At 70.9% G+C, this 26,405-nt stretch carries 23 protein-coding genes and 1 tRNA gene; 14 read left to right on the top strand and 10 right to left on the bottom strand.

Annotated features, from left to right (window positions below; genetic code table 11):
- Positions 1–29 precede the first annotated feature (29 nt).
- The 9 genes from pstC (at position 30) to OV207_RS08410 (ending at position 8,855) form a co-directional block, all read left to right on the top strand.
- Positions 30–1,025 (top strand): phosphate ABC transporter permease subunit PstC, encoded by a 996-nt coding sequence (pstC, locus tag OV207_RS08450; protein WP_193430552.1) that lies wholly within the window; start codon positions 30–32, stop codon positions 1,023–1,025.
- A complete protein-coding gene (pstA, locus tag OV207_RS08445; protein ID WP_193430551.1) occupies positions 1,022–1,933 on the top strand; it encodes a phosphate ABC transporter permease PstA in 912 nt (303 codons plus the stop codon). Before pstC ends, pstA begins: the two co-directional genes overlap by 4 nt.
- 39 nt (positions 1,934–1,972) lie before the next feature.
- Entirely contained in the window at positions 1,973–2,716 is a 744-nt protein-coding gene (gene pstB / locus OV207_RS08440) for a phosphate ABC transporter ATP-binding protein PstB (RefSeq protein ID WP_267554410.1), read from the top strand.
- Positions 2,717–2,745: 29 nt separating this feature from the next.
- Positions 2,746–3,432 carry a phosphate signaling complex protein PhoU gene (gene phoU, locus OV207_RS08435; RefSeq protein ID WP_120535119.1) on the top strand — a complete coding sequence of 229 codons (687 nt, stop codon included), beginning with the start codon at positions 2,746–2,748 and terminating at the stop codon, positions 3,430–3,432.
- 98 nt (positions 3,433–3,530) lie between these two features.
- Positions 3,531–4,718 carry a ceramide glucosyltransferase gene (locus tag OV207_RS08430; protein WP_193430550.1) on the top strand — a complete coding sequence of 396 codons (1,188 nt, stop codon included), beginning with the start codon at positions 3,531–3,533 and terminating at the stop codon, positions 4,716–4,718.
- A gap of 79 nt (positions 4,719–4,797) precedes the next feature.
- Positions 4,798–5,631, top strand: coding sequence for a metallophosphoesterase family protein (locus OV207_RS08425; RefSeq protein ID WP_267554058.1), 834 nt, complete (start codon positions 4,798–4,800; stop codon positions 5,629–5,631).
- Between the two features lie 95 nt (positions 5,632–5,726).
- Complete coding sequence (locus tag OV207_RS08420; RefSeq protein ID WP_227028118.1) at positions 5,727–6,110, top strand: response regulator; 384 nt, start codon at positions 5,727–5,729, stop codon at positions 6,108–6,110.
- A gap of 82 nt (positions 6,111–6,192) precedes the next feature.
- Positions 6,193–7,476 carry a hemolysin family protein gene (locus tag OV207_RS08415; protein ID WP_267554409.1) on the top strand — a complete coding sequence of 428 codons (1,284 nt, stop codon included), beginning with the start codon at positions 6,193–6,195 and terminating at the stop codon, positions 7,474–7,476.
- A gap of 281 nt (positions 7,477–7,757) precedes the next feature.
- Positions 7,758–8,855, top strand: coding sequence for a glycosyltransferase family 4 protein (locus tag OV207_RS08410; RefSeq protein WP_267554057.1), 1,098 nt, complete (start codon positions 7,758–7,760; stop codon positions 8,853–8,855).
- Between the two features lie 255 nt (positions 8,856–9,110).
- Here the strand turns inward: OV207_RS08410 and OV207_RS08405 are convergent, their stop codons facing one another.
- Both OV207_RS08405 and OV207_RS08400 read right to left on the bottom strand, forming a co-directional pair.
- Positions 9,111–9,749 (bottom strand): glutathione S-transferase family protein, encoded by a 639-nt coding sequence (locus OV207_RS08405; protein WP_267554054.1) that lies wholly within the window; start codon positions 9,747–9,749, stop codon positions 9,111–9,113.
- 547 nt (positions 9,750–10,296) lie between these two features.
- Positions 10,297–10,370 (bottom strand) — tRNA-Arg (locus tag OV207_RS08400).
- Between the two features lie 167 nt (positions 10,371–10,537).
- Here OV207_RS08400 and OV207_RS08395 point away from each other — a divergent pair.
- Positions 10,538–11,200, top strand: coding sequence for a hypothetical protein (locus OV207_RS08395; protein ID WP_267554052.1), 663 nt, complete (start codon positions 10,538–10,540; stop codon positions 11,198–11,200).
- A 17-nt stretch (positions 11,201–11,217) separates the two neighbouring features.
- On the opposite strand, the gene OV207_RS08390 is transcribed toward OV207_RS08395, so the two are convergent.
- Positions 11,218–12,381, bottom strand: coding sequence for an esterase/lipase family protein (locus OV207_RS08390; protein ID WP_267554050.1), 1,164 nt, complete (start codon positions 12,379–12,381; stop codon positions 11,218–11,220).
- A 222-nt stretch (positions 12,382–12,603) separates the two neighbouring features.
- On the opposite strand from OV207_RS08390, the gene OV207_RS08385 reads away from it, so the two are divergent.
- Positions 12,604–13,437, top strand: coding sequence for a mechanosensitive ion channel family protein (locus tag OV207_RS08385; RefSeq protein ID WP_267554048.1), 834 nt, complete (start codon positions 12,604–12,606; stop codon positions 13,435–13,437).
- Positions 13,438–13,446: 9 nt separating this feature from the next.
- On the opposite strand, the gene OV207_RS08380 is transcribed toward OV207_RS08385, so the two are convergent.
- From OV207_RS08380 to OV207_RS08355, 6 genes are all read right to left on the bottom strand, one after another.
- Complete coding sequence (locus OV207_RS08380; protein WP_267554046.1) at positions 13,447–13,980, bottom strand: DsbA family protein; 534 nt, start codon at positions 13,978–13,980, stop codon at positions 13,447–13,449.
- Positions 13,977–14,492, bottom strand: a complete 516-nt coding sequence (locus tag OV207_RS08375) for a redoxin domain-containing protein (protein WP_267554044.1) — start codon at positions 14,490–14,492, stop codon at positions 13,977–13,979. Before OV207_RS08375 ends, OV207_RS08380 begins: the two co-directional genes overlap by 4 nt.
- A gap of 174 nt (positions 14,493–14,666) precedes the next feature.
- Positions 14,667–15,404 (bottom strand): SDR family oxidoreductase, encoded by a 738-nt coding sequence (locus OV207_RS08370; RefSeq protein ID WP_267554042.1) that lies wholly within the window; start codon positions 15,402–15,404, stop codon positions 14,667–14,669.
- Positions 15,405–15,419: 15 nt separating this feature from the next.
- On the bottom strand, positions 15,420–16,811 hold the full coding sequence (locus OV207_RS08365; RefSeq protein ID WP_267554040.1) for an FAD-binding oxidoreductase: 1,392 nt from the start codon (positions 16,809–16,811) through the stop codon (positions 15,420–15,422).
- Between the two features lie 13 nt (positions 16,812–16,824).
- Complete coding sequence (locus tag OV207_RS08360) at positions 16,825–18,273, bottom strand: UbiA family prenyltransferase (protein ID WP_267554038.1); 1,449 nt, start codon at positions 18,271–18,273, stop codon at positions 16,825–16,827.
- Positions 18,274–18,411: 138 nt separating this feature from the next.
- Positions 18,412–19,797, bottom strand: a complete 1,386-nt coding sequence (locus OV207_RS08355; protein WP_420715194.1) for a di-heme oxidoredictase family protein — start codon at positions 19,795–19,797, stop codon at positions 18,412–18,414.
- A 230-nt stretch (positions 19,798–20,027) separates the two neighbouring features.
- On the opposite strand from OV207_RS08355, the gene OV207_RS08350 reads away from it, so the two are divergent.
- From OV207_RS08350 to OV207_RS08340, 3 genes are all read left to right on the top strand, one after another.
- Positions 20,028–23,045 (top strand): DEAD/DEAH box helicase, encoded by a 3,018-nt coding sequence (locus OV207_RS08350; RefSeq protein WP_267554036.1) that lies wholly within the window; start codon positions 20,028–20,030, stop codon positions 23,043–23,045.
- A 191-nt stretch (positions 23,046–23,236) separates the two neighbouring features.
- A complete protein-coding gene (locus OV207_RS08345; RefSeq protein WP_267554034.1) occupies positions 23,237–24,211 on the top strand; it encodes an NADP-dependent oxidoreductase in 975 nt (324 codons plus the stop codon).
- Between the two features lie 109 nt (positions 24,212–24,320).
- The gene (locus tag OV207_RS08340) at positions 24,321–25,730 is read left to right on the top strand and encodes a hypothetical protein (protein ID WP_267554032.1); all 1,410 of its coding nucleotides are present in this window, start codon (positions 24,321–24,323) and stop codon (positions 25,728–25,730) included.
- A 3-nt stretch (positions 25,731–25,733) separates the two neighbouring features.
- Here the strand turns inward: OV207_RS08340 and OV207_RS08335 are convergent, their stop codons facing one another.
- Positions 25,734–26,036, bottom strand: a complete 303-nt coding sequence (locus OV207_RS08335; protein ID WP_267554030.1) for a hypothetical protein — start codon at positions 26,034–26,036, stop codon at positions 25,734–25,736.
- Positions 26,037–26,405 lie beyond the last annotated feature (369 nt).

The following is a 26,405-nucleotide window of genomic DNA, read 5'->3' as shown; positions in this document are numbered from 1 at the left end:
AGGGCTCCATCTTGGATAGACAGGCCGTCATGCAGGAACAGGACCTCGCGCCCCCCGTGGCGCTGCCCATGCTGTCGCCCGAGGCACGGCGGCGGCAGTTGAAGGAGAAGCTCATCGCCGGGGTCATCACGGCGGTGGCCTTCACGGGCATCGCCGCGCTGGTGCTCATCCTCGTCTTCGTGGCGAAGGAGGCCCTGACGCTCGTCACCGACGCGGCCGCGCGCGAGGAGGCGAGCTTCTCCAAGATGTTCCTGCCGCAGCTCGTGCGGAAGGCGAAGCCGCTGGCCTACGTGTGGCAGCCCGTGTCCGGCGTGCCCAAGGTCAGCATGATTCCGCTGTTCATCGGCACGCTGAAGACGACGGCGGTGTCCATGCTGGTGGCCGTGCCGCTGGGCATCTTCGGCGCGCTGTTCGCCGCGGAGTTCGCGCCCCGCCGCCTGCGCGAAGTGCTCAAGCCCACCATCGAGATGCTGGCCGGCATCCCGTCCGTGGTGCTGGGCTTCTTCGCCCTGATGGTGCTGGCCACCTTCCTCCAGGACACCTTCGGCTTCACGTCCCGGCTCAACGCGGTGGTGGCGGGCCTGGGGCTGGCGCTGGCCATCGTGCCGGTCATCTTCACGGTGACGGAGGACGCGCTCACCGCCGTGCCGCGCAGCTACCGAGAGGCGTCGCTGGCCCTGGGCGCCACGCAGTGGGAGACGGCGTGGAAGGTGGTGCTCCCGGCCGCGGCGCCCGGCATCCTCGCCGCGTGCGTGCTGGGCTTCGGGCGCGCCATCGGGGAGACGATGATCGTCCTCATGGCCTCCGGCAACGCGGCCATCACCTCCGCGAACCTGGGGGACTCCGTGCGCTCGCTGTCGGCCACCATCGCCGCGGAGATGGGCGAGGTGGTGGTGGGCAGCCCCCACTACGCGCTGCTCTTCTTCATCGGCGTGGAGCTGTTCCTCTTCACCTTCGTGCTGAACATGCTGGCCAGCGTCTGGACGAAGAAGGTCATCCAGCGGCTCAAGGGCGGTGCCGGGTGAAGCACGCCACGCGCCGTGTGGTAGGCCTGTCGCTCGTGTCGCTCACGGGGGTGGCCGCGTTCGTCATCGTGGCCATGCTCGCCCTCGTCCTGCTGGACGTGGTGAAGGGGGGCGCGAGCCACCTGTCCTGGGAGTTCCTCACGCAGGCGCCCTCCAACGGGATGATGGGTGGCGGCATCTTCCCCGCCCTCTTCGGCACCGCGGCGCTCACGCTCCTGATGACGGTGGCGGTGATGCCGGTGGGGGTGCTGACGGCGGTGTACCTGCACGAGTACGCCCCGCCGGACGGGAAGCTGGCCCGGCTGGTGCGCGTGGCGGTGGCGAACCTGGCGGGCGTGCCCTCCATCGTGTTCGGCCTCTTCGGCCTGGGCTTCTTCATCCTCTTCGTGGGCAAGGGCCTGGACCGCGCGCTGGGGTACGAACAGCTGCACTGGGCCCAGCCGGGCATCCTCTGGGCGGCGCTCACGCTGGCGGTGCTCACCCTGCCCGTCGTCATCGTCTCCACGGAGGAGGCGCTGCGGGCGGTGCCCCTGGACCACCGCACCGCGAGCCTCGCGCTGGGCGCCACCCAGTCCCAGACGCTGGCGCGGGTGGTGCTGCCGGGCGCGCTGCCGGGCATCCTCACCGGCGCGGTGCTGGCCATCTCCCGGGGCGCGGGCGAGGTGGCCCCCATCCTCTTCACCGGCGCGGCCTACTTCCTGCCCGACCTGCCCACGAGCCTCAACTCGCAGTTCATGCACCTGGGCTACCACACGTACGTGCTGGCCACGCAGTCGCCGGACGTGGAGGCCACCCGTCCCCTGCTGTACGCCACCGTGATGGTGCTGCTGCTGCTCACCTTCACCCTGAACCTCGTCGCGGTCCTCATCCGCACACGCACGCGCCGCAAGGCCGCGAGCGGGCACTGACCCCCCATGCCCCCCATCCCCGTCACCCCGCGCAACAAGATGGAGTCCCGGGAGCTCACCCTGCGCTACGGCAGCAAGGTGGCCATCCAGCAGGTGAGCCTGGGCATCCCCGAGCACAAGGTCACCGCGCTCATCGGTCCGTCCGGCTGCGGCAAGTCCACCTTCCTGCGCTCGCTCAACCGGATGAACGACCTCATCGCGGGCGCCCGCCACGAGGGCAGCGTGTTCCTGGACGGCCGCAGCATCCACGACCGCGCCCTGGACGTGGTGGACCTGCGTCGGCGCGTGGGCATGGTCTTCCAGAAGTCCAACCCCTTCCCCAAGTCCATCTTCGAGAACGTCGCCTACGGCCTGCGCGTGGGCGGGCTCAAGGACAAGGCGAAGCTCGCCGCGCGCGTGGAGAAGTCCCTGCGCGGCGCCGCGCTGTGGGACGAGGTGAAGGACCGGCTGGACGAGAGCGCCCTGGGCCTGTCCGGCGGCCAGCAGCAGCGGCTGTGCATCGCGCGCGCGCTGGCGGTGGAGCCGGAGGTGCTCCTGATGGACGAGCCCGCGTCCGCCCTGGACCCCATCGCCACGGCGAAGATTGAAGAGCTCATCCACGAGCTCAAGGCCACGTACACCATCGCCATCGTCACCCACAACATGCAGCAGGCCGCGCGCGTGAGTGACCAGACCGCCTTCTTCTACATGGGCGAATTGGTGGAGTGCGGCCCCACGGAGCAGATCTTCACCAACCCGCGCGAGAAGCGCACCGAGGACTACGTCACCGGGAAGTTCGGCTGAACCCCCGCGCGGGACGGAAAGACAACGACATGGCGGCCACGCACACCGACAAGGCATTCGAGCAGGACCTGCGCAACCTGCGCGAGAAGCTGCTCGCCATGGGGGCCAAGGTGGAGGCCCTCGTCGCGCAGAGCGTGCGCGCGCTCACCGACCGGGACTCGGCCCTGGCGGAGAAGGTGGTGGGCGCCGACCGCGAGGTGAACCGGCTGGAGGTGGACATCGACGACCTGTGCCGGCGCATCCTCGCCCTGCGCCAGCCGGCCGCCAGCGACCTGCGCCTCATCACCACCGCGCTGAAGATCGTCACCGACCTGGAGCGCATCGGCGACCTGGCGGTGAACATCGCCGAGCGCGCCATGGACCTGAACCAGGTGCCCCCGCTGGCGCCCTACGTGGACACGCCGAAGCTGGCGGACCTGGCGCAGCAGCAGGTGAAGAAGGCGCTGGACGCGTTCGTGTCCGGCGACGCGGCCAAGGCGGAGGAGGTCCTCAAGGGGGATGACCTGCTGGATGCCCTCTTCCTGAAGATCTTCAACGAGCTGCTGGCGTACATGATGGAGGACTCGCGCAACATCCGCCGCGCCACGGCGCTGATGTTCATCGCGAAGCACCTGGAGCGCGTGGGCGACCATGCGCTCAACGTGGCGGAGATGGTCATCTACATGGTGCGCGGCAAGGACGTGCGCCACCCGAAGAGCCGCGAGCTGCCCGAGTAGCCCCCCTCCGCGCGCTTCACGGCGGTGTCACGCCAAGTTGGCCGTCCCGCCGTCCCGGCGCCCCGGGCCCGCCTTGTGGGCCCCGTAGGGTGCCGGACATGCTCATCGCCTCCAGCCTCCTCCTGGCCGCGTCCGTCGTCGGCCTCCTGGCCCTGGTCCTCCAGGCGCTGCTCGTGCGCCGCCACCGCCGCGAGCCTCCGGCGGTCCCCACCCACGCTCCGGGCCTGTCCATCCTCAAGCCGCTGTGCGGCGTGGACGACGACCTGGAGGCGAACCTGGAGCAGTTCGCCCGACTCTCCTACCCGCGCTACGAGGTCCTCCTGGGCGTGAAGGACGCGCGCGACCCGGCCTTCGCGGTGGCCAAGGCGGCCCAGGCGAAGTGGCCCCACGTCATGCGGGTGGTGCTCCAGGAGGGCGAGCCCGGCCTCAACCCGAAGGTGAACCAGCTGGTGACGCTGTCGTCGGAGGCCCGGTACGACCTCTGGGTGGTGAGCGACAGCAACACCCGCGTGGGCGAAGGCTACCTGGAGGAGATCGCCGCCGCGTTCGAGGACCCGACGGTGGGCTGCGTGACGCACCCGGTGGCGGGGCTGGGCGAGGAGACGTTCGGTTCGCTCCTGGACAACCTGCACCTGTCCTCCAGCGCGGCGGCGGGGATGATCGCCGCGAAGCACCTGGCGGACCGGGACATCGTGGTGGGCAAGTCCATGGCGCTCAGGCGCGAGGACGTGGAGTCGCTGGGCGGCTTCTTCTCCGTGAAGGACGTGCTGGCGGAGGACTACGTCATCGGCCAGTGGGTGACGCGCAAGCTGGGCAAGCGCGTGTGGCTGGCGCGCGCCCCCGTCTTCAACGTGTCGCTGCGCAAGAGCGTGGACGCCTTCTTCCAGCGCTACCTGCGCTGGAGCGTCATCCACCGCACAGCGGTATCGCCCACGACGTACCTGGCGCAGGCGCTGCTCAACCCGGTGCCCCTGGCGCTGGGGGGCGCGCTCTTCCAGCCGTCGGTGCTGACGGGCCTGGGAGCGCTGGCGGTGGTGCTGGGCAAGGTCTGGGTGGACGTGGCGGTGTTCCGCGCGCTGCGGCCGCAGCCGGTGGGGTTGCGCGCGGCGCCCGCGGTGCTGGTGAAGGACGCGCTCCTGTTCGCCGCGTGGTGGCACGGCGCGTTCAGGCGCACGGTGGACTGGCGCGGCACCCGCTTGCGCGTGGTGTCAGGCACGCGGTTGGTGCCGGTGCGCGTCCGGACGCGGACGTCCGAGGCGTGGATCACCAGCAACGGGGTGGGTTGAAAGCCCGGGGTTCAACTTTTCGCGATCGTTCGTGCACCGACCCTCGCCGCGACTCCACGCGATGCCTATTTCCTTCAACATGCCCTCCTTGAAGCTGGCCCATCTCTCGGATCTCCACCTGGACATGAGCCGCGAGAGCGATGCGTCAGCGGCCTCCCTGGTGAAGGCCCTGGCGACCCAGGACGTTGATCACGTGGTGGTGACGGGCGACCTCACGCACCGCGGCGCCAACGCCGAGTTCCAGCGCTTCCGCGAACACTTCGCCCCGTGGATGGACACCGGGCGCCTCACCTTCATCCCCGGCAACCACGACCGTCCGGGAGAGGACGTGGGCAGCCGGTTCATGGAGGGTCGCAAGGTCCACATCGTGGAGAAGGCGGGCCTCTTCATGGTCTGCGTGGATTCCACCGGTGACCACAACCGGAACTATTTCTCCAGCCACGGGGAGCTGACGGAGGATGTCGTGACCCAGGTGGAGGTGGCCCTGTCCGCCGCGCCACCCCAGACGCTGGTCGCGGTGCTGCTGCACCACCACGTCCTGCCGCTGCCGCTGGAGAGCTTCCCGGAGTGGATCGCGACGAAGGTGGGCCTGCCCCACGCGTCCGAACTCGCCCTGGGCAAGACGCTGTTGGAGCGCGTGGGCGGCAAGTGCGACCTGGTGCTGCACGGCCACCGGCACGTCCCGCATGAGCTGGCCCTGGGTGCCCCCGCGGAGCGACCGCTGCGCGTCTTCAATTCGGGCAGCAGCACGGACCTGGGGCGCTTCCGCGTCTTCAGCCACATGGCCGGCCGTCTGGTGGACGAGCCGACGTGGTGCCAGGCGGCGGAGCCGGCGAAGCCGCGCACGGCGGTCCACAACGTGAGGCCCGCGCTCCAGTACCTGGTGGGCCAGCTGGGCATGGCGCTGTTCTAGGGCCTGGCCGGCCGCCTGCTCCGGAGAGAATCAGGGCACGCGTGTCGCGAATGCCAGTGGGGCCCTGGAAGGTTGTCCTCAGGTCAGGAGGATGCTTGGGGCGACTCGCGGTGGATGACGGAGTTCGGAAGGTCCTGGTCGTGGACGACGACGCGGACTGGCGGGAGTTCCTCCGGGTGAGCCTGGAGGACCTCGGCTATGAGACCACCGAGGCGGCGGATGGCCAGGAGGCGCTGGACTCGCTCAGACGGGGCGAGCGCTTCGGGGTCATGCTGTTGGATCTGAACATGCCGGGCATGAGCGGCCTGGAGGTCGTGGAGAAGCTGCCACGGGTGTCAACCAACCCGCGCATCGTCTTCCTGACCTCGGCGGCGGCCCAGGATGTAGGCAGCGCACTCATGTCGGGGCCGCACTACTACCTGCCCAAGGGTGCGAGCCGCGACCAATTGTCGCTGCTCCTTCAATCGTTGGGGGTGTAGGACAGGGGGCGTCATCCGCCGCCTGCCGCGGGCGGACAAAGCCAGGAGGTCCGCCATCGTCACGGAGCTCATCATCATCTTGCTGCTGGTGCTCGCCAACGGCGTCTTCGCGGGCGCCGAGCTGGGGCTCCTGTCGGTGCGCAAGACGCGGCTGCGGGAGCTGCTGGAGCAGGGCAGCAAGTCCGCGAAGGCGGTGGCCGCGCTGCGGGATGATCCGGAGCGGCTGCTGGCCACGGTGCAGATTGGCATCACGGTGATTGGCGCCACGGCGGCGGCCTTCGGCGGCGCGAGCATCGCGCAGCGGCTGGGCGTGGTGCTGGCGGACATGGGGGTGCCGGAGGTGACGGCCCACCAGGTGTCCCTGGCGCTGGTGGTGGCGCTGGTGTCCTTCCTGACGCTGGTGCTGGGGGAGCTGGTGCCCAAGTCCTTGGCGCTGCGCTTCTCCGAACAGTACGCGCTGACGCTGGGCCGGCCGCTCAAGGCGCTCGCGTGGCTGATGCGGCCGCTGGTGTGGTTCCTCACGGCCAGCTCCAACGTGGTGCTGAAGCTCTTCGGGGACAAGACGAACTTCACCGAGTCCCGGCTGTCGCCGGACGAGCTGCAGCAGCTGGTGGAGGAGGCGTCGAAGCAGGGCACGTTGGATCCGCGCGCGGGGGAGATTGCTTCACGGGCCTTCGAGCTGGGCGACCTGACGCTGGGCGAGGTGATGGTGACGCGCGAGCACGTGGTCGCGCTGCGGCGCCACGCGAACTCGGAGGAGATCCGCCAGGTGCTGCTGGAGCACGGGCACTCGCGGATGCCGGTGTACGAGGGCACGCTGGACAACGTGGTCGGCTACATCGTGGCCAAGGACCTGCTGGGCGTCGCCTGGGAGGCGCACCTCATCGTGCTGGAGGACGTGCTGCGCCCACCCCTGTTCCTGGTGGAGTCCATGCGCGCCATCGCGGCGATGAAGGAGATGCAGCGCCGGAGGATGCAGCTGGCGGTGGTGGTGGACGAGCACGGCGGCGTCGTGGGGCTGGTGACGGTGGAGGACCTGGTGGAGGAGCTCGTCGGGGAGATCCTCAGCGAGTCGGAGATGCCCGAGGAGCGCGTGCGCCGCGAGGGCCCCAGCCAGGCCGTGGTGCAGGGCGAGGCGAGCCTGCGCGAGGTGAACCGCGCGCTGGGCCTGGAGCTGGAGGAGAGCGAGGACTACTCCACCGTCGCGGGCCTGTGCATCGCGCTGGCCGGAGGCGCCATTCCGGAGCCGGGCGCGAAGCTGTCCATGCCGGATGGCACCGTGCTGGAGGTGATGGAGGCGTCGCCGCGCCGGGTGCGCCAGGTGCGCTTCCACCTGCCACCGCCCCCCGCGCAGCCAGAGGCGTGAGTCCGGGCCGCGGCGGCCGGCGCTCCAGGGCGTGAGCGTGGTGCTGGAGCCGCGGGCCCCTTAAGTCCTGTCCGTCTACCGTCAACCCCGTCCCCCTGACGGGGCGCTCCGTGCACCAGGCGCCAGGAGCGCGGGCGCGCGTGGGAATCCGGACGTGGCGGGGGCCGCCCTGCTGGCGGCGAGGCACGGCGCCCCGCTAGAGCCGAGGGCACCCGGTGCGCGCCTCCCGCGAGCGGCATCCACGAGAGGACCGTCCTGCACCGGCCAGGAGTGTGAAGCAGATGTCCGCGTCGGCCCCACGCATCGCGTTCGCCATTGAAACGACGCTCGGCAATTCGGTCTTCCTCGAGAACCTCCAGCGGGCCATGGCGCGGCGCGATGACATCACGCCGGTGTGGCTGCCCATCGACGAGCACGCGGATGACGTCTGGGAGCAGCTCCCGCTGTCGCGCTCCCGGCTGTCCGTGCGCGGCGGGCTGAGGACGCGGTTCGCGCTGCGGCGGGCGCTCGCGCGGGAGCCCCTCCATGCGCTGGTCGTGCACACGCAGCGGATGGCGCACCTGGCGCACGACTTCATGCGCCGCGTGCCGAGCGTGATTTCGACGGACGCCACGCCCAGCGGCCTGGAGGCCTACCTCCAGTACTACGGGATGCGCTCCGAGCACGCCGGCTGGTCGGGCCGGGCGAAGCACCTGCTTCACCGCCGCACGTATGGACTCGCGAAGGGCATGTTGTCCTTTTCGGAGTTCACGCGGCGCTCGCTGGTGGAGGAGTACGGCGTGCCCTCCGCGCAGGTCCACGTCGTGTGGCCCAGCGTCGACACCACCCTGTGGCGCCCCAATCCGGCACGGCGCCCGCGCGACGGCGTGGTGCGCCTGCTCTTCGTGGGTGGGGACCTGGGCCGCAAGGGAGGTGACCTCCTGCTGCGCTGGGCCTGGGAGACGCGCCAGCGGGGCTGGCAGCTCGACGTGGTGACCTCCCTCCCCTTCAAAGCGCCGCCCGGCGTCCGCGTCCACGTGGGCGTCCCGCCCAACTCACCGGAGCTCATCGCGCTCGCGCAGGCCGCGGACCTCTTCGTGCTGCCGACGCTGGCGGACATGTCCTCCTGGGCCATCGCCGAGGCGAAGTCCGCGGGCCTCGCGGTGGTGACCACGGCCTCGGGCGGGGTGGGCGAGCTGGTGCGCGATGGCGTGGACGGGCGCATCGTGCCGGTGGGCGACTACGCGGCCCTCGCGAATGCCCTGGACGCGCTGGTGGCCCGGCCGGACACGCTGGAGGCCATGGGCCGCGAGTCCCGCCGGATGGCCGAGGAGCGGATGAACCTGGACACCACCTGCGCCCGGATGATCGCCTTCATCCGGCAGGTGACGGGCGCCTGACGGAAAAGGCCCGGAACCCGTGGGCTTCCCCGACGATTCCAGGCCCTTGTTTCTGCGCGCGAGGCAGGATTCGAACCTGCGGCCTTTGGCTGCTGACGGCCGACGCCCAGGTCATCGCCGTGGACGCGGTGGGCATCTGGTGGAGCCTGCGCTCCTCCGCCGACGGGAAGCGCGGGGGCCTGCCCATCGTCATCTTTGGCGGGCAGCACGCCGACGTGCTACTGCCCTCCGCGCGGCGGCAAGGCCATCCCGCGCTCAGGCCGCCTCGACGCGGTCGCAGTAGGCGTCGAACGCCTTCTTCCAAGCCGGACGCGCGATGCAGCGCTTCTGGAAGGCGAGCACGTTTGGGTAGTCCTTGACGACACTCTCGTCGGTGCCGGCGCCCAGCACATGTGTCATCAAGAGGTCCGCGACGGTGAACTCGTCGGTCGCGACGAACTCTCTGCCAGCGAGCCAGCCGTCGAGCTGCTTCAGGCGCATGTCCCCCCACTGGTGAAGCGCATCACTCCCCTTGGTGCCCTTGCCGCCGTTCAGGTCGACGAACCACGCGGTCAGGATGGGGACTTCGATCGTGTTCAGGGCCGCGACGCACCAGCGCAGTACCTGCGCTTCGCCGGCAAGGTCGCGCGGCATCAGCTTGCCGCTCTTGCGGGCAAGGTAGAGCAGAATCGCGCCCGACTCGGTGACGACCACGCCGTCGTCGTCGAGCACCGGAATCTGTCCGAAGGGATTGAGCGCGCGATACGCGGGCGTATCGAGGTCGTGCCGCGGATGGTCCATCCCCACGACCTCGTACGGAAGACCCATCTCCTCCAGCGCCCACAGCACGCGCAAATCACGGGTCTTACCGCGGGCCATCTTGTTCACTCGGGAGAAGCCGTAGACCTTGAGCATGCGCGCATCCTATTTCGCGCGCAGATGGCTCGTGCAGGCCTCGTTGGGCTTCTCCTCGCAGAGTGTCAGGGGCCGGGGTCATGGACCGCATCCGGGTCGGCCAAACGGATCGCGACTCCTGATCGCTCAGGACTGGCCGCTTGCGGTCGGTTGCCCTTCGCCCGCGCGCGGAGGGAGGGTCAAGGGCGCAGAACCGTTCAGGTTTCGGCGGAGCCGACCCTTGACGCTCCCGAGCACGCGGGCTGGTCGAAACAGTGATCCGAGGAGGTGACCCACGCGCGATCCGATAGGGCGGCCCATGACAGTCTCCAGGGTCGAGCACCACGGAGCGGCCATCGACTGTTCCGACGAGGAGCGTCGCATAGAGCACGACACTCAGCCCGCGAGACGTCGACCCGGTCCCAGGGCGAGCCGGGCGCCTGTGCGGGTTCGCGCGGGTGCTGGCGTAGGAATCAGGTGGAAACCGGGTGGATGGACCGCTCGGGAGGGGTCGGCTGACCGCCTCCCGAGCGTCACTTTCCACTGTCCCGTCAACTACTTGGGACTGCGCGCGATGCAGGATTCGAACCTGCGGCCTTTGGCTCCGGAGGCCAACGCTCTATCCAGCTGAGCTAATCGCGCAGGACTGACTTCCGGTGTGGGAGGAGTAACCGAAGTCCCAGAACGACGCAAGCACGCAATCCGGGGGCGCCGGGGGACTGTCGTGGGGCGGGGGGCGCTGCGCACTCCTTCACAGATGGGGCCTCCCGCGGCCCCGCCTTTGGGTGGCGATGAACTAAACCCGGGCCATGAACCGCGCTCCCCTGCTGTCCGCCTGCCTCCTGGCCACCTGCCTGGCCTGCACGGAGGCCCCCCGTGCGCCCGCCGAACCGTCCGCGCCCACCACCCCCTCGCGGCCCACGCCGCCTCCCGCCCCGGCGGAACCGGATGCCGGAGCGCTGGTCGACGCGGGCGCCACCACCGATGCCGGGACGACGACGGCCGCGACGTGCTCCGCCCGCGACCTGAGCCCGGTGCCGAAGCCCACCGCGAAGCCCCTGCCCCCGGCGGTGGCGTCCATGCGCGAGCGCATCATCGCGGCCGCGGTGGCCTGCGACTACGCGGCGCTCCAGAAGCTGGGGGACGAAAAGGGCAAGGCCGTGCGCTTCTCCTACGACCCCGACCAGGACATGGCCACCACCTGGCGCATCCAGGAGGAGTGGGCGGAGTCCCCCCAGCCCGTGCTGTCGCGGCTGGTCCAGGTCCTCAACCTGCCCTTCTACCAGGAGGGCAACCTCATCTACTGGCCCACCGCGTTCCGCGAGGGCGCCACCGCCGCGGACTACCGCGCGCTCAAGGGCCTCTACCCCGACGACCAGCTCCAGGCGATGCGCAAGGACAAGAGCTACCTGGGCCTGCGCGTGGGCATCACGGTGGACGGCGACTGGCAGCTCGCCGTCGCCGGGGACTGACGTCCCGTCCCCGAGCATCAGTCTCCGGCGATGAACCGCGCGACGGCCTCCTGCACCTCTTCGTCGCCCATCATCCCCACGTGGTCCGCCTGCGTCTCCAGCCGGTCCACGTGGAGCGGCGACGGGGGCATCGCGCGCGTCACGAGCACGGAGCCGTCGCCGGTCGCGACGATGGGGTCCTCGAACGTGGGCTTCCCGTCGATGACCCGGAAGGACTTGATCAACGTCTGCCCCACGCCCACCACCGCCAGCGTGCGGAACGGCGGGGGGGGCCCCTCCCGGTCCGCGAGCGACCGGGCCAGGCCGGCCCTCGCCACCAGCATGCGCTCCAACTGCGCCCGGTACGCGGGCTCCGTGCGCAGGCCCACGTCCTGGAACACGCCCCACCCGCCCTGGCTCCAGGCCTCCGGCGAATACGCGTCGAAGTCCACCGGCTGACCGCTCGCGTCCACGAAGAAGTCGCTTTCGGCGGGGAGCAGCTGGAACGCGGACGCGAAGGTGAACAGCGCGTCGGGTGACAGGAGCGCGTGGTTGCGGCCCACCGGGGTGCCCAGCGTGAAGTCGTCGAACATGCCCGGCGCCCCACGGAAGGGCGTGCCCAGGAACACCACCCGCTTCACATGCCGCGCGCCCGCCCAGGTGGGCTCGCCCGTGTCGTCGCCCAGCCCGTAGCGCAGGCACTGGAGGGTGACGAGCCCCCCCATGCTGTGCGCCACCAGGTTCACCTTCACCTTGCCCCCGCGCGACTCGGCCAGCTGATCCAACAGCGCGCACAGCCGCTTCGCCGTCTCCCGGTTGTCCTGGCGCCAGTCGTAGTCGAACACGACGAAGCCCGGCAGGCGCTCGCGCCCGAACTCCAGGAACCCCTTGTAGACTTCGTACTGCCCCACCCACGGCAGCACCGTGAAGCGCGTCACCGGCCCATCCGCTTCGAGCGGGCCGAACCGGGGCGCGGGCCGCTGGCCCGGGAACGGCAGCGCCAGGGAGCGCTCCCCGCGCGACAGCACGTCGCCCACCGACACCCAGGCCCGCTCGCGCTCCGCGTCCGTCGAGGTGAGGAACGAGCCCCGGTAGCCGTGGACGAAGACCGTCACCTCCTCGCCCGTGGGAGGGGGCACCGCGACGCGGGAGGCGGTGCAGGCGCTCAGCAACATCAGGAACGGGAGCGAGAACAGGCGCATGGGCCCACGTCTCGCTCAGCGCCGGGCCACACGCAAGGACCGGGCGCATGACACGTCAGTGAGAGCGGCCGGCGCGTCAGGTCCTGGCTGACACGTCCAGAGGTCAGGAATGCCCTCCCGTTGAACATCCCTCCCGTCCCGGGGGCCCCTTGCGTGCCCTGGCCTCTTCCGTGCAAAAGGCGACACATGAGCGACCCGGTCCGGGTCGAGGGAGTTCACGGGATGGATGCCATTGTCGCGCAGTTGAAGTCCTTGGCCCTGACGGAAGCGCTGCCGCTGCTGTTCAAGGTCATTGGAGCGCTGCTCGTCTGGTTCGTCGGCCGCACGGTCATTGGTGGCTTCCGCAGGGTGTTGGACATGGGCCTGCAGCGGAGGCAGCTGGACGCCACGCTCATCCGCTACATCGGCTCGCTCTTCTCCGGCGTGCTCACCGTGGTGCTGATGGTCGGCATCCTGGGACTGATGGGCGTGGAGACCACGTCCTTCGCCGCGCTGATCGCCGCGGCGGGTATCGCCATCGGCGCGGCCTGGTCCGGGCTGCTCGCCAACTTCGCGGCGGGCGTCTTCCTGCTCGTGCTGCGCCCCTTCCGCGTGGGCGAGGAGATCTCCGCCGGCGGCGTCGTCGGCATCGTGCAGGAGATTGGCCTGTTCGTGACCACGCTCGACACGTCCGACAACGTGCGCATCGCCGTGGGCAACAACCAGATGTTCAGCGACAACATCATCAACTACAGCCACCACGCGCACCGCAAGATGACGGTCAAGGTGCCGCTGGTGCACGGCGTGGATGCGCGGATGCTCATGCAGGCGCTGACGGACCGCATGGCCAGCGTGCCCGGCGTCCAGGCGAAGCCCGCGCCCCAGGTGGAGGTGGCGGAGTTCACGCTCCAGGGCCCCGTGCTGGGCGTGTGCATCTTCTGCAAGCCCACCGAATTCAACGACGTGCAGGCGAGCGTCGGTGAGGCCGTGGTGGAGATCCTCCAGCTGGCCAACTACGGCGTCCCCTTCCCTGCCCCCGCCGTGGCCGTGCCGCCGCAGCTGGCGAAGGTCGGCTGAAGCCCTCCGTCAGCGGGAGGCGCCCAGGCCTCCCGTCAACGCCTCCAGCAGGTCTCCGGCGCGGAAGGAGCCGTCGTGCCGGTGTCCGTTGGCGAAGAAGGTCGGCGTCCCGTTCACGCCGCTGCGCACGCCGTCCATGAAGTCGCGCCGGATGCGCTCCTCGAACCGGTGCGACTCCAGGTCCTCGCGGAAGCGGTCCACGTCCAGTTCCAGCCCCTCCGCGTGGGACAGCAGCACCGGCCGCTCCAACGCGTCCTGATTCTCGAAGAGCAGGTCGTGCATCTCCCAGAAGCGCCCCTGCGCGCCCGCGGCCTCGGCGGCCTCGGCGGCCTGGAGCGCCAGGGGGTGGGCCTGCGTCAGCGGGAAGTTGCGGAACACCAGCCCCAGGCGGTCGCCCAGCGTCTGCTGCAACCGCTTCACCTCCCCGTACGCCTGCCCGCAGTAGGGGCACTGGTAGTCGCCGTACTCCACCAGGATGACGGGCGCGTCGCGCGGCCCCTGCACGTGGTCGTCCGCTCCCACGGCCCTGCGCAGCCGGCTCATGAGCGCGCCTCCCGCGACGCCGCCCGCGCCGACAGCTTCTCCAGCGCGTCCAGCACGCCATCCACGCCGGGGTTCACGTCCGGGGGCGACACGTGTCCCCAGACAATCACCCCGTCGCCGTCCAGCACGTACAGCGCCCGTTCGGAGACGCCCTCCCCTTCGCGCCACGCGTGGTAGCGCCGGGACATCTCTCCCTTGGGATGGAAGTCCGCGAGCAGCGGGAAGCGCAGCCCGCGCTCCCGCGCGAACGCCAGGTGACACCACACGCTGTCCACCGACACGCCGAACACCCGCGCGCCATGCCGCTGGAGCTCGGGGAGCACCTCGTTGAAGAGGGCCAGCTCGTCGCCGCACACCGGGCTGAAGTCCGCCGGGTAGAAGACGAGCACCACGGGCGACCCCGCGCACGACTCCAGTGTGAGCGATTGCTCGGGCGTGACGGCGAGCTGGAATGAAGGGGCCCGGGTGCCGGCAGGCAGCGGGAGTGACAAGGATGGCGTGGCAATGGCCATGGAAGAGGTCCTCACTGCCCTGAATCTGGGAGGGCTGTCCGCCCTCCGCCAACCCACCCCTCCCCAGCGCCCGTTCCGTGGCTCTGGCAGCGTCCGGCGGATGCGCCGGCCCCCCATCCGGTCTCCCCTCCCCTGGGGGCGACATGCCTCCCGAGCGGGCCGCCGGCTGAAGCGCTACAGCTTCATCCGCTTGAACACCGGCTCCGGGATGCTGCGGATGATGAGCATGATGAGCGCCCAGAAGCCAGGCACGTAGACCTCGTTCTTGCGTGCGTCCGCGGCCTTCAGCAGGCCGCGCGCCACCTGCTCCGGCGACGCGAAGAGCTTGTTCTTCGGCACGTGCGCCGTCATCGGTGTGTCCACGAAGCCGGGCTTCACCGTCACCACCGCCACGCCGGACTTCGCCAGCCGGTTGCGCAGGCCCTGGAGGAACACGCTCAGCGCGCCCTTGGACGCGCCGTACACGTAGTTGCTCTGCCGGCCGCGATCCCCGGCCACGGACGAGATCACCACCAGCGTGCCGGCCTTCTGCGCCTCGAAGCGGTTGGCCAGCTCCGTCAGCAGCGACGCGGCGGAGAGGAAGTTCGTGCGCAGCACCAGCTCCGCCGCCGCCCACGAGCGCTGGCTCTCATCCTGGTCCCCCAGCACGCCGTGCGCCAGCACCACCCCGTCCAGGCCCCCCAGCGCCTGCCACGCCCGCTCCACGAGGCTGGCGTGCGCTTCGCAGTCGTTCAGGTCCAGCGCCCGGAACTCCACCTTCGGCGCGCCGCGCGTGGACGCGTCCCGGGCCACCGCCTCCAGGTTCTCCGCGTTGCGGCCCACCAGGTACAGCGACGCCCCGCGCGCGGCGAGCAGCCGCACCGTGGCCTGGGCAATGGCGCTCGTGGCGCCGAGGACGATGACTTTCTTCATGGGAGCAGGGGCCTGTCAGCGAAGGGCGAGCAGTGACGCCGGAGGGACGGCGCCGTCGCCGCGCCCCTCCAGCGAAGGCAGGGGCAGCGACACCGGGTTCACCCGGCGCCAGAAGGAGGAGGAGAAGGCCGGGTCCAGGTACGAAGCGAACCGCTCCCGCTGGGGGAAGTACGCCGCGAAGCTCTCCGGGCTCATGCGCGCGTCCTTGGCCGGGTACACCGCGCCCCCCGCCTCGCGCGTCACCCGGTCCAGGTCCTCCACCAGGCGCCACGTCTTCTCACCCCGGTTGGCGAAGTCCATGGCCAGCGTGATGCCGGGACGCGGGAAGGACATCCACCCGGGCGACGGCAGGTCGCCGAACGTCTTCAGCACGGACAGGAAGCTGGGCAGCCCTCCCCGAGCGCTGCGCTCCAGGACCTCCTTCACCGCATCGCGCGCGGTGGCGTGGGGCACCACGCACTGGAACTGGAGGAAGCCCCGGCTGCCGTAGATGCGGTTCCACCCATGCACGGCGTCGAGCGGGTAGAAGAACGGATCGTAGTGCACCAGGTGCCGCGACGGGCGCCCGCGCTGGCGGTGGTAGTACAGCAGGTTGAAGGCGGCCACCGACAGCCGGTTGAGGCAGAAGGCCGGCAGGTCCATGGGCACCGCGAGCCCGCTGCCATGCGACAGGTGGCTCTTCACCAGGGGCAGGCGCTCGAACTGCGACGGCGCGAAGTTGCCCCGGTAGAACAGGCCGCGCCCCAGCTTGCGGCCGCGCGCCAGGCAGTCCACCCACGCCACGGTGAACTCATGGTCGGCCTCGGATTCGCGCGACACGCGGAAGAAGCCGTCCAGGTTCTCGAAGGGCACCGTCTCCTGGACCACGAAGGGGTTGCGGATGGGGACCAGCTGCACCTCCGCCCAGGTGACGAGCCCCGTGAGCCCCAGGCCGCCCACCGTCGCCCCGAACCAGTCGGGGTTCTCCTCGGGCGAACACATGCGCCGGCTGCCATCCGAGCGCAGCAACTCCAAGCGCCGCACGTGCCGGCCGAACGTCCCGGAGCGGTGGTGGTTCTTGCCGTGCACGTCGTTGGCGATGGCGCCGCCCACCGTCACGAACTTCGTGCCCGGCGTCACCGGCAGGAACCAGCCCCGGGGCACGCACAGCCGCAGGAGCGTGTCCAACGACACGCCGGCCTCGCAGCGCACCACGCCCGTGGTGGGGTCGAAGTCGATGAGGCGATCCAACCCGGAGGTGAGCAGCAGCGTGCCCCCGGCGTTGAGACACGAATCGCCATAGCTGCGGCCCAGGCCGTGCGGCAGGAGGCTGCGCTCGCCGGAAGGCAGCGCGTCCGAGCGCCACACGAGCGGGCGCGCCTGCTGTTCGACGCGGGGAAAGCGCCCCCAGGAATCCGGTGGGCTCATCGCGAGGCTCCTGTCACGTCGCCACCCACAGCACCAGCGCCGCGACGAGGCCCACGACGTAGCTGACGCGGTCGCGCAGCGCGAAGACGAGCGGATCCTCGTTCACGAGGCCCCGGTGGGCCAGCACCCAGATGCGGCCCACCCAGTACAGCATCACCGGGCAGAGCAGCCACAGCCGCTCGGGGTGGACATACAGCGCCGTCACCTCCTTGCTGGTGATGTAGAGGGCCAGCACCAGCACGGACACCTGCCCCGCCGCCGTCCCCAGGCTCGCGACCAGCTCGTAGTCCTGCGCCAGGTAGCCGCGCCCGTGGGCGGACACCTCGTTGGACTGACGCAGCCGCCGCACCTCGCTCAGGCGCTTGAGCAGCGCCAGGGACAGGAAGAGGAAGGTGCTGAACATCAACAGCCAGCTCGACGTGGGCACGCCCACCGCCAGCGCGCCGCCGAAGATGCGCACCGTGTACAGGCCCGCCAGCACCAGCACGTCCAGCATCACCACCTGCTTGAGCCGCAGCGAGTACGCCAGCGTCAGCACCCAGTACACGCCCAGGAGCGCGGCGAACGACAGGGGCAGCGTCCCCAGGGCCACCACCGCGGCGAGCCCCAGCAGCACGGGCGCCAGCACGACGCCCGCCCGCACCGGCAGGTCGCCGGACGCGAAGGGACGCTTCGACTTGGTGGGGTGCCGCCGGTCCGACGCCAGGTCCAGCAGGTCGTTGAGCACGTACACGCTGGAAGCACAGAGGCTGAAGGCCACGAAGGCCAGCACCGCGCGGGGCCCCATGCCGGCCTGGGTCGCCTTGTGCGCCGCGAGCAGCGGCACGAAGACGAGCGCGTTCTTCGCCCACTGGTGCACCCGCAGGGCCCGGACCCAGACGCGCAAGCCCGCGGGCTTCGCCTCGAAGACGCGGTGCACGGGCCGGCCCATGCCCCGGGCCTGGAGCAGCACCCCAGCCGTGGCATGCACCACCACCACCTGCCGGGACTCGCGCCACAGCGGCAGGTCCACGGCGTCATTGCCCGCGTAGTCGAACGTGCCCAGGGCCTCGCGGAGCCGCGCGAGCTTGCGCGTGCCGGACAGGTTCACCCCGGCTTCGCTGGCGAGCACGTCGCTGAACAGGCCCAGGTGGGCCGCCACCGCGTCCGCGATGCGCCGGTCCGCCGCCGTGGCCAGGATGAGCCGCCGGCCCCGGGCGTGCTCCTCGCGCAGGAAGGCCAGCACCTCTTCGTTGTAGGGCAGCGCCGTGACGTCCAGCCGGGCGCGGCGGGCGACCTCGGCCTTGAAGAAGGCCTTGCCCCGGAGCACCCACAAGGGCGCCAGCAGCAGCAGCCACGGGGCGTGCTTGAAGAGCACGAGCAGGTTCTCGTGCAGCGTGTCCGTGCGCACCAGCGTCCCGTCCAGGTCGACCGCGAGCGGGACGTCGGGGGCATCATCGGGAATGGGAGCGTGGGGCTGCATGAACGGGGAACGCAGGGTAGCCCAAGGACCCGGGCCGTCCACCGTTCCGTACCCCGGGGGCGCCGGAAGGCCCTTCCAGTCGACGGGCGCCCTGCCCGCCCGTCGGACAGGGGGCCGGGGGCTGCCCTCCCGCTGGCGTCAGAGCGACTTCAGGAAGGCGAGCAGCGCGGCCCGGTCCTCCCGGGGCAGCCGCACGTAGCGCGCCTGGGAGGCGGCCGCTTCGCCGCCATGCCAGAGGATGGCCTCCTCCAGGTTGCGCGCCCGGCCGTCGTGGAGGAACCGCGTGTGCTTGTTCACGGTCTCCACCAGCCCGATGCCCCACAGCGGAGGGGTGCGCCACTCGCTGCCGGTGGCGAGCCCGTCCGGGCGCCCGTCGGCCAGGTCCTCGCCCAGGTCATGCAGCAGCAGGTCCGTGTAGGGGTAGATGACCTGGTGGGACAGCTCGTCGAAGCCCTCCACGACGCCCGTCTCCTGCGGCGTGTCGACGTGGCAGGCCGCGCACCCGATGGCGCGGAACACCGCGTGGCCGCGCTGCACCTCCGGCGCGGTCCAGTCGCGCCGCTTCGGCACGGCCAGCAGGCGCATGTAGAACATCAACAGGTCCAGGTCGTCCGCGGACAGCTCCGGTTCACCGGGGACGGCGCGCCCCTGCTCCTGGGGGAACAGGGAGGAGGTGATCCCCATGTCGGCGACGAGCGCGTGCGTCACCTGCTGGAGCAGCGTGGGCTGGTTCGCCTTCCACCCGAAGCGGCCCAGGCGCGGGGTGCCGGTCTCCACGTCCAGCACCTGGTTGGCGCGGCCGGAGATGCCGTCCTGGTCCAGGTCGTCCGGGTCGGCCCGGGCGAGGAGCGCTGCTTCGGGCAGGGCCTCCAGCAGGCCCAGGCCGAAGTTGACGGGAGACACGCGGGCGGAGACCCGGGTGCCCTCGCCCAGGGGGCCATGCACCAGGGCCTGGAACTGGTAGCGCGGACGCACCAGGGAGTACGTCTCGCCGGTGGCGAACGTGCCGCGCGTCTCCTCGAAGTCGACGCGGACGCGGCCCTCCGGGACGTGGCCGTCCACGGCGTGCGCATCCAGCTGGGCGCCGTACAGCGGGTGCGGCCCGGTGCCGTCGGGTGAGCTCAGCAGGAAGGCCAGCGAGACGGGCGCCTCGGAAGGGGTGGCCGGAGGCTGACCGCGACCGTCCTTCACGTGGCAGGTCATGCAGGAGGCGGCGCTGAAGAGCGGCCCCACGGAGACGGGCTTGCCGGCGCGGGGCTCGCTCCAGTCGCGGTCGAAGACGCCCTTGCCGGCGTGGAAGTCCGGCCAGCGCGTGCGCGGCATGTTCATGGGCGAGCGCCCGAACGCGTTGCGGCCCGGATCCGCCACGGTGGTGGCGCCACCGGACTGCTCCACGGACGGAAGCACGACGGCGGGCAGCGGGCCCAGGTGGAGGGGCTCGGGGCGGCGGACCACCGTGGCCCACGCGGCGCCGACGAGCAGCGCTCCCGTGGAAATGCCGACGATGGGCCAGGGCACGCGCATCAGGTCCTGGAAGTATTGCACCTCCCGCGCCAGCGACGGCCATGGCGCCTGCCCGCGAGGAAGCCAGCGCGTCCCCTGGCCCCTGTAGCGCGCGAAGTCACAAACGGCCCAGGGCTGTATCGGCCCGCGTCACAGGTCCGCTGGCCACGGAGACTCCGGGTATGGCCTTGCCCCACCCGGGTTGTGCTGTTGCGCGCCGCATCCCGGGGGGCTAGGCACTGGGTCCTCGTATGTCGGCGCTCGCGGAACTGCTCGATGCCATCCGGGAAGAGACCCGCCCGGATACCTGGTCCGCCGGAATGGCGCTCGCTCGCGCGGGCGCGGTCTCGGTGCTCTCCGTCGGCGAGGAAGAGACCGTGGTGCGCGTGCGCGTCCCCGGTCGTCCCGCGCCCGTGAAGTCCGTGCTCTACCCGGAGGACGAAATCTGGGAGTGCGACTGTCGCGGCAAGCACGACCCCTGCGAGCACGTCGTCGCCGCCGCCTTCTTCCTCCACCAGGCCGAAGGCCGCCGCGTCCCGCCCCCGGCCCGCCCTGGCACCGCGCCCAACACCGTGCGTCCCGGCGCCGCGCCCGCCGCGCGTCCCGGCACCGCGCCGAAGCCCGAGCGCATGGTGTACCGCTTCAAGCGCGTGGACGGCGGAGGCCTCCAGTTGGAGCGGCTGGTGGTGCGTCCGGACAACACCGCGCGCCTGCTGGCCCGCAGCCTGACGTCCCTGCTGAACAACCCCGTGGAGGCCGCGCGCATCCAGGTGGAGCCCTGCGACCTGCTCGTGGACAAGCTGCTCGCGCAGCCCACGAAGGGGGCGCTGCCGTCGAGCCGGCTCGACGCCCTGCTGCACGTCCTGGAGAAGGCGCGCACCGTCCTCTTCGACGGCGCGCTGGTGTCCGTCTCCAACGAGCCCCTCCTGCCCCGCGTCACCGTGGAGGACCGGGGCGAGCAGACCGTCCTCAAGGTGGAGAGGGATCCGCGCATCACCGAGCTGGTCAGCCCCGGCGTCGCGCTCAGCGGTGGCATGCTCTGCCGGCTCGGGGAGCAGGCCCTCACCGGCGCGCGGCTGGAGAACCTGCCCCAGGAGCGCGTCTTCTCCCCGGATCAGCTCGCGGACCTGACGGGCAAGGTGCTGCCGGACCTCGCGCGGCGCATGCCGGTGGACGTGAAGAGCCGCCGGCTGCCGCCCATCGACCGGACGCTCAAGCCGCGCATCTCGCTGGAGCTCGACAAGCTGGACGCGGGGCTCTCCGTGCTGCCCACGCTGGTGTACGGCTCGCCGCCCACGGCGCGCATCGACAACGGGCGCATGGTGTACCTCCAGGGCGCCGCGCCCGTGCGCGACGAGCCCGCCGAGACGAAGCTCATCCACCAGCTCCGGGACGAGCTGAACATGGCGCCGGGCCGGCGCGTGACGGTCCACGGCAAGGAAGCGGTGCAGCTGGCCGACAAGCTGCGGCGCTGGCGCGGCGGCCTCACGGGGGACGCGGCGGGCGTGGTCAGCCCCGACGTGAAGCTGCGGCCCATGCTCACGCTGGACACCACCACCACCGGGGAGGGCGTGCCGCACGTGGGCTTCGCGCTCGACTTCCAGGTCGAGGGCCTGGGGCCCGGCATGACGCGCTCGGTGGACGCCGCCACGGTGATGCGCGCGTGGGAAGAGGGCCTGGGGCTGGTGCCGCTGGAGGGCGGAGGCTGGGCGCCGCTGCCCACCGGCTGGCTGAAGGCGCATGGCCAGCGCGTCACGGACCTGCTGGCCGCGCGCCAGCCAGACGGCCGCATCGCCAACCACGCCATCCCCCAGCTCACCGGCCTGTGCGACGCGCTGGAGCACCCTGCCCCGCCCGGCCTGGAGCGACTGGCGCCCCTGGTCCAGGGCTTCGAGAAGCTGCCCGAGCCGCGCCTCCCCAAGGACCTCACCGCGACGCTGCGCCCGTACCAGTTGCAGGGCGTGAGCTGGCTCACCTTCCTGCGACAGGCAGGGCTCGGCGGCGTGCTCGCGGACGACATGGGCCTGGGCAAGACGCTCCAGACCATCTGCGCGCTGGGCCCGGGGACGCTCGTCGTGGCGCCCACGAGCGTGCTGCCCAACTGGGAGGCGGAGGTGAAGCGCTTCCGCCCGTCGCTGAAGGTGTCCGTCTACCACGGCGTGAACCGGGCCCTGGACGAGACGGCGGACGTGACGCTCACCACGTACGCGCTGCTGCGCCTGGACGCGGCCGTGCTCGGCGCGAAGACGTGGGACACGGTGGTGCTGGACGAGGCCCAGGCCATCAAGAACCCGGACAGCCAGGTCGCGCGCGCGGCCTACGAGCTGGACGCGGGCTTCCGCGTGGCGCTCAGCGGCACGCCCATTGAAAACCGGCTCGAGGAGCTGTGGAGCCTGATGCACTTCACCAACCGGGGGCTGCTGGGCGGACGCAAGGCGTTCGAGGAGCGCTGGTCCCGGCCGGTGTCGGAGAACCAGAAGGGCGCCGCCGAAAAGCTTCGCGCGCGCATCCGGCCCTTCGTGCTGCGCAGGCTCAAGCGCGACGTGGCGCCTGAACTGCCGCCGCGCACCGAAGCCGTCCGCCACGTCACCCTCACCGAGCAGGAGCGCGCCGTCTACGACGCGGTCCACGCGGCGACGCGCGAGGAGGTGGTGTCTCAGTTGGAGGAAGGCGGCAGCGTGATGAAGGCGCTGGAGGCCCTGCTCCGGCTCCGGCAGGCGGCCTGCCATCCCGCGCTGGTGCCGGGGCAGCAGGCGAAGACGTCCTCGAAGGTGCAGGCCCTGGTGGAGGCCCTGGGCACCGCGGTGGCGGACGGACACAAGGCGCTGGTGTTCTCGCAGTGGACGTCAATGCTGGACCTCATCGAGCCCGCGTTGCGGGAAGCGGACATCGGGTTCATCCGCCTGGACGGCGGCACGGCGAACCGGGGCGCGGTGGCCACGTCCTTCCAGTCGGAGAACGGAGCCCCCGTCATGCTCATCTCGCTGAAGGCGGGCGCCACGGGGCTCAACCTCACGGCGGCGGACCACGTGTTCCTGGTGGACCCCTGGTGGAACCCGTCCGTGGAGGCCCAGGCCGCGGACCGGGCGCACCGCATTGGCCAGCAGCGGCCGGTGATGGTGTACCGGATGGTGTCCCAGGGCACGGTGGAGGAGAAGATCCTCCTGCTCCAGGACAAGAAGCGGGCCCTCTTCGAAGCCGCGCTCGGGGGGGCCGCGGAAGGCGGCGCCGCGCTCACGCGCGCGGACCTCATGCAACTGCTGGCCTGAAGCGTGTCTGTCATTCCCCCTGCCCGCGGATGGGCAGGCGGGGAGCCGAACGGAGGCCTGGTTTCACCCTTGGAAGGCCATGCGTACGGCCGGCCGTGCCCCACGGTTCCTGGATGGCGGCTGGTGCCTCCCGTACGGTGAGTGCGCACCCTTCGCGGCGAACCAGCTTCGCCTTGAAAGGGAATCACCCCATGGCCCAGACGCTTCCCGAAACCATGCAGGCCGCGGCGTTCGACCGCTTCGGAGGACCGGAGGTCCTCGGCATCAAGACCGTGCCCGTGCCCCAGTGCGGCGACGACGAAATCATCATCCGCGCCGAAGCCGCGGGGGTGGGCACCTGGGATGCGCTGGAGCGGCAGGGCGAAATGGTCGAGCTGCTCGAAGGCCCTCCGCGCTTTCCCTACGTGCAGGGCACGGACGGCGCGGGCGAGGTGGTCGCCGTGGGCAGCGCCGTGCGTGGCTTCAAGCCAGGCGACCGTGTCTACGGCGTGGCGTTCATGAGCGCCAAGGGGAGCTTCTACGCGCAGTACGTCGCCGTGAAGGAGCACCAGGCCGCGCCCATTCCCCGGGGGCTGAAGGTGGAGCAGGCGGCGGCGCTCGCGGCGGACGGCTGCACCGCGCTGATCGGACTCGAGGACAAGCTCCAGCTCAAGCAGGGGCAACGGCTGGTCATCTTCGGGGCCAGTGGTGGCGTGGGACACATCGCGGTGCAGCTCGCCCGGAGGATGGGCGCCAAGGTGCTGGCGGTCGCGTCGGGTGACGACGGCGTGGAGCTGGCCCGCCGCTGCGGGGCGGACGCGGTCGTCGAAGGCCGCAAGGGGGACGTGGCCGCGGCCTGCCGCGCCTTCGCGCCGGACGGCCCGGATGCGGCGTTGGTGCTGGCGAATGGAGACGCCGCCCAGGCGGTCCTCCAGCACCTGCGCAAGGGAGGGCGCATCGCGTACCCGAACGGCGTGGAGCCCGCCCCCCGCGCGCCCGAAGGCGTCGAGCTCCTCGCGTACGACGGCATCCCGGGTCCGAAGACCCTGCCCCGGCTCAACGCGCTGGTCGAACAGGAGCCCTTCCATCTGGAGGTCAGCCGCCTCTACCCGCTGAAGGAGGCCGCGAAGGCCCAGGAGGAGGTGCTCAAGCACCACCTGGGCAAGTTCGCGCTGCGAATCAACTGACGCAGGGTTCCAACCGGGCGCGTCGGGGCAGGCACCGGCGCCCCGGGGTAGGCGGACTCCTCAATCCAGGCGAAACTGGTTCACCCTGACTCCAATCCCAAGGTGAACCATGTCGTCCCTGCCCGCCCTCTTCACGGCACTCGCACTCGCCGGAACGCCGACGCCCGCTCCGGAGGACGCGTTGTGGAAGGCCGCCTACGCGCTGGAGGCATCCCCTCCGGCGGTGCGTGCGGACGCGGAGTCCAAGCTGCTCCAGGGAGGCGTCGCCGCCTACGAAGTGCTGACGAAGCTGGCCCGCGTGGGCGGACGGGAGCAGGTGATGTCCGCCATGGGCCCGACCGTCTCCTGTAACGAGGGTGCCTTGTATCGTTCCAGGCCGGTGATGCGCTCCAACGGGCCCAGGCTTCCCGGCCTGGCCGCGGACTTCGCGGGGCGCATGCTGATGAAGGACGAGTCCCTGCGCAGACGGGCGCAGACGTCGGAGGATCCGTTCGACCGGGCCCTGGCCCTGATGGCCTCCGCCAAGGTGCCCGAGGCCCAGCCCCAGGCCCTCGCGGCGATGAGGAAGGAGTCGGATCCGGAGCTGCGGCTGTGGGCGAGCGCGCTCGCGACGTGCTTCGTCCGCACGGCGGAGCGGCGCTCGGCTCCCACACTCGACCAGATGCGCATCGAGCAGAATCACCTGAAGGAGCTGGCCGAGGAAGTGGGAGCCCCGTTGCAGTGTCTGGAGCCCGCCGAGTTGGAGCCCAAGCTGGTGGATGAGCTGGCCACGGGGATGGCCACGGCTGACGGCTGGTCGTCTTCCAACAACACGTTCCAGGTGACCGCGAGGCGCGCGAACGGCGAGCAGGTACACCTGAGCCCTGCGTGTGCGTTGGCGGCCTATGACGCGCTGGTCGCGCGAGGAACGTACCTGGAGTCACTGGTGGTGCCCCTGGCCACACATCTGCGCAAGGACTGGAGCCTGAGAATGGAGGCGGGGCAACGGGCGGCGCGCGACCTGGCGCACGTCGCGGAGTTCCGGCGCAACCACACGGCGGCGGAGCTGGTGAACGCCGGCCACACCGTGCCGGTGAAGGTGACGTGGCGCGAGGACAGGGGCTCCGCGGGCCGCAATGAGCTGGAGGCGGCCGTGCGCCAGGGCAATCCCGATGCCAGGGCGGCGATTGATCGGCTGGTGTTCTGCCGCGGCGGCGTCGGTGAGAACCCGGTCGCGCTGCTGGGCTACCTGGGGACGAAGCAGGCGGCGGAGACCGCGTATCAGATCGGGCAGCGCTGCCCTGAAAGCCAGGCGGCGGCCACCGCGGCGTTGGTGCGGCTGAAGGACCCGAGGGCCGCGAAGCTGCTGCCGAAGGCCCTGGAGAACTGGGGCTTCGACCAGGAAGCCCTGCGCCGCGCGCTCGTGGATGCCTATACGCCGAAGCTGGGCCAGCAATTGCTTGCGTTGGAAGCCCAGGACAACTCCAAGGCGCGTGACATGGTGGAGTTCTTGAAGAGCGTCGGGGTGATGAAGCCGTAGGCGTCAGTGCGGCCCGGCGTTCTCCGAGGCGGGCGTGAGCATCCGCACCGCCACGGCGCGACATTCTGAGCACGCGACCCCGGAGCGCTCCCAGTGCACCTGGGCCTCCAGCTCGTCTGCATCCTCGGGCCCCGCCTCCAGCCGTTGGACGAGTTCGGCGAGCGCGTCCCCGTGCCCGCCGTCCGCCTCATCCGGAGCGTCGAGCACGTCCTGCTCCCCTTCAAGCACGAGGCTGAAGCGGAAGTACACCTCGTGGGCCGCCAGGACACGCTGGCAGGCCGCACACGTCCGTGGTCGCTCACCCATGGACGTGAGCGTAGCCAGGAAGCGCGGGGACTGCTCCCACTCCCCGTCAACGGCCCCTATTGAGGGCTTGGGCCGGGCCCCTACATCCGACATTTCCGAATCGGGGCGAAGTCGGCTTGACAATTGGCCTTTCGTTCCTGGCTTCCGGAGAATGAAAGAAAGCGATCAAGAGACGCTCTCCGCGCACAGTGTCTGACCGCGCTTGAGGGGCACATTGGAAGCACATGAACGCGCCCCTCGAGGGAGGGGTATTGGCTTCCCGCCGGTATGACGTTCTGAGCCGAGGCGTGTCACGGCCCAAGGTAGAGGGGCGCCCGGGAAAATTCCAACCGGACACTGCTTGGCCGCATGCTTCCGGTGCGCCGCGAA

Source organism: Corallococcus sp. BB11-1 (assembly GCF_026626625.1).
Classification (GTDB): domain Bacteria; phylum Myxococcota; class Myxococcia; order Myxococcales; family Myxococcaceae; genus Corallococcus; species Corallococcus soli.
The sequence above is the reverse complement of the archived record's forward strand: the minus strand, read 5'-3'. Positions and strand labels throughout refer to the sequence as shown.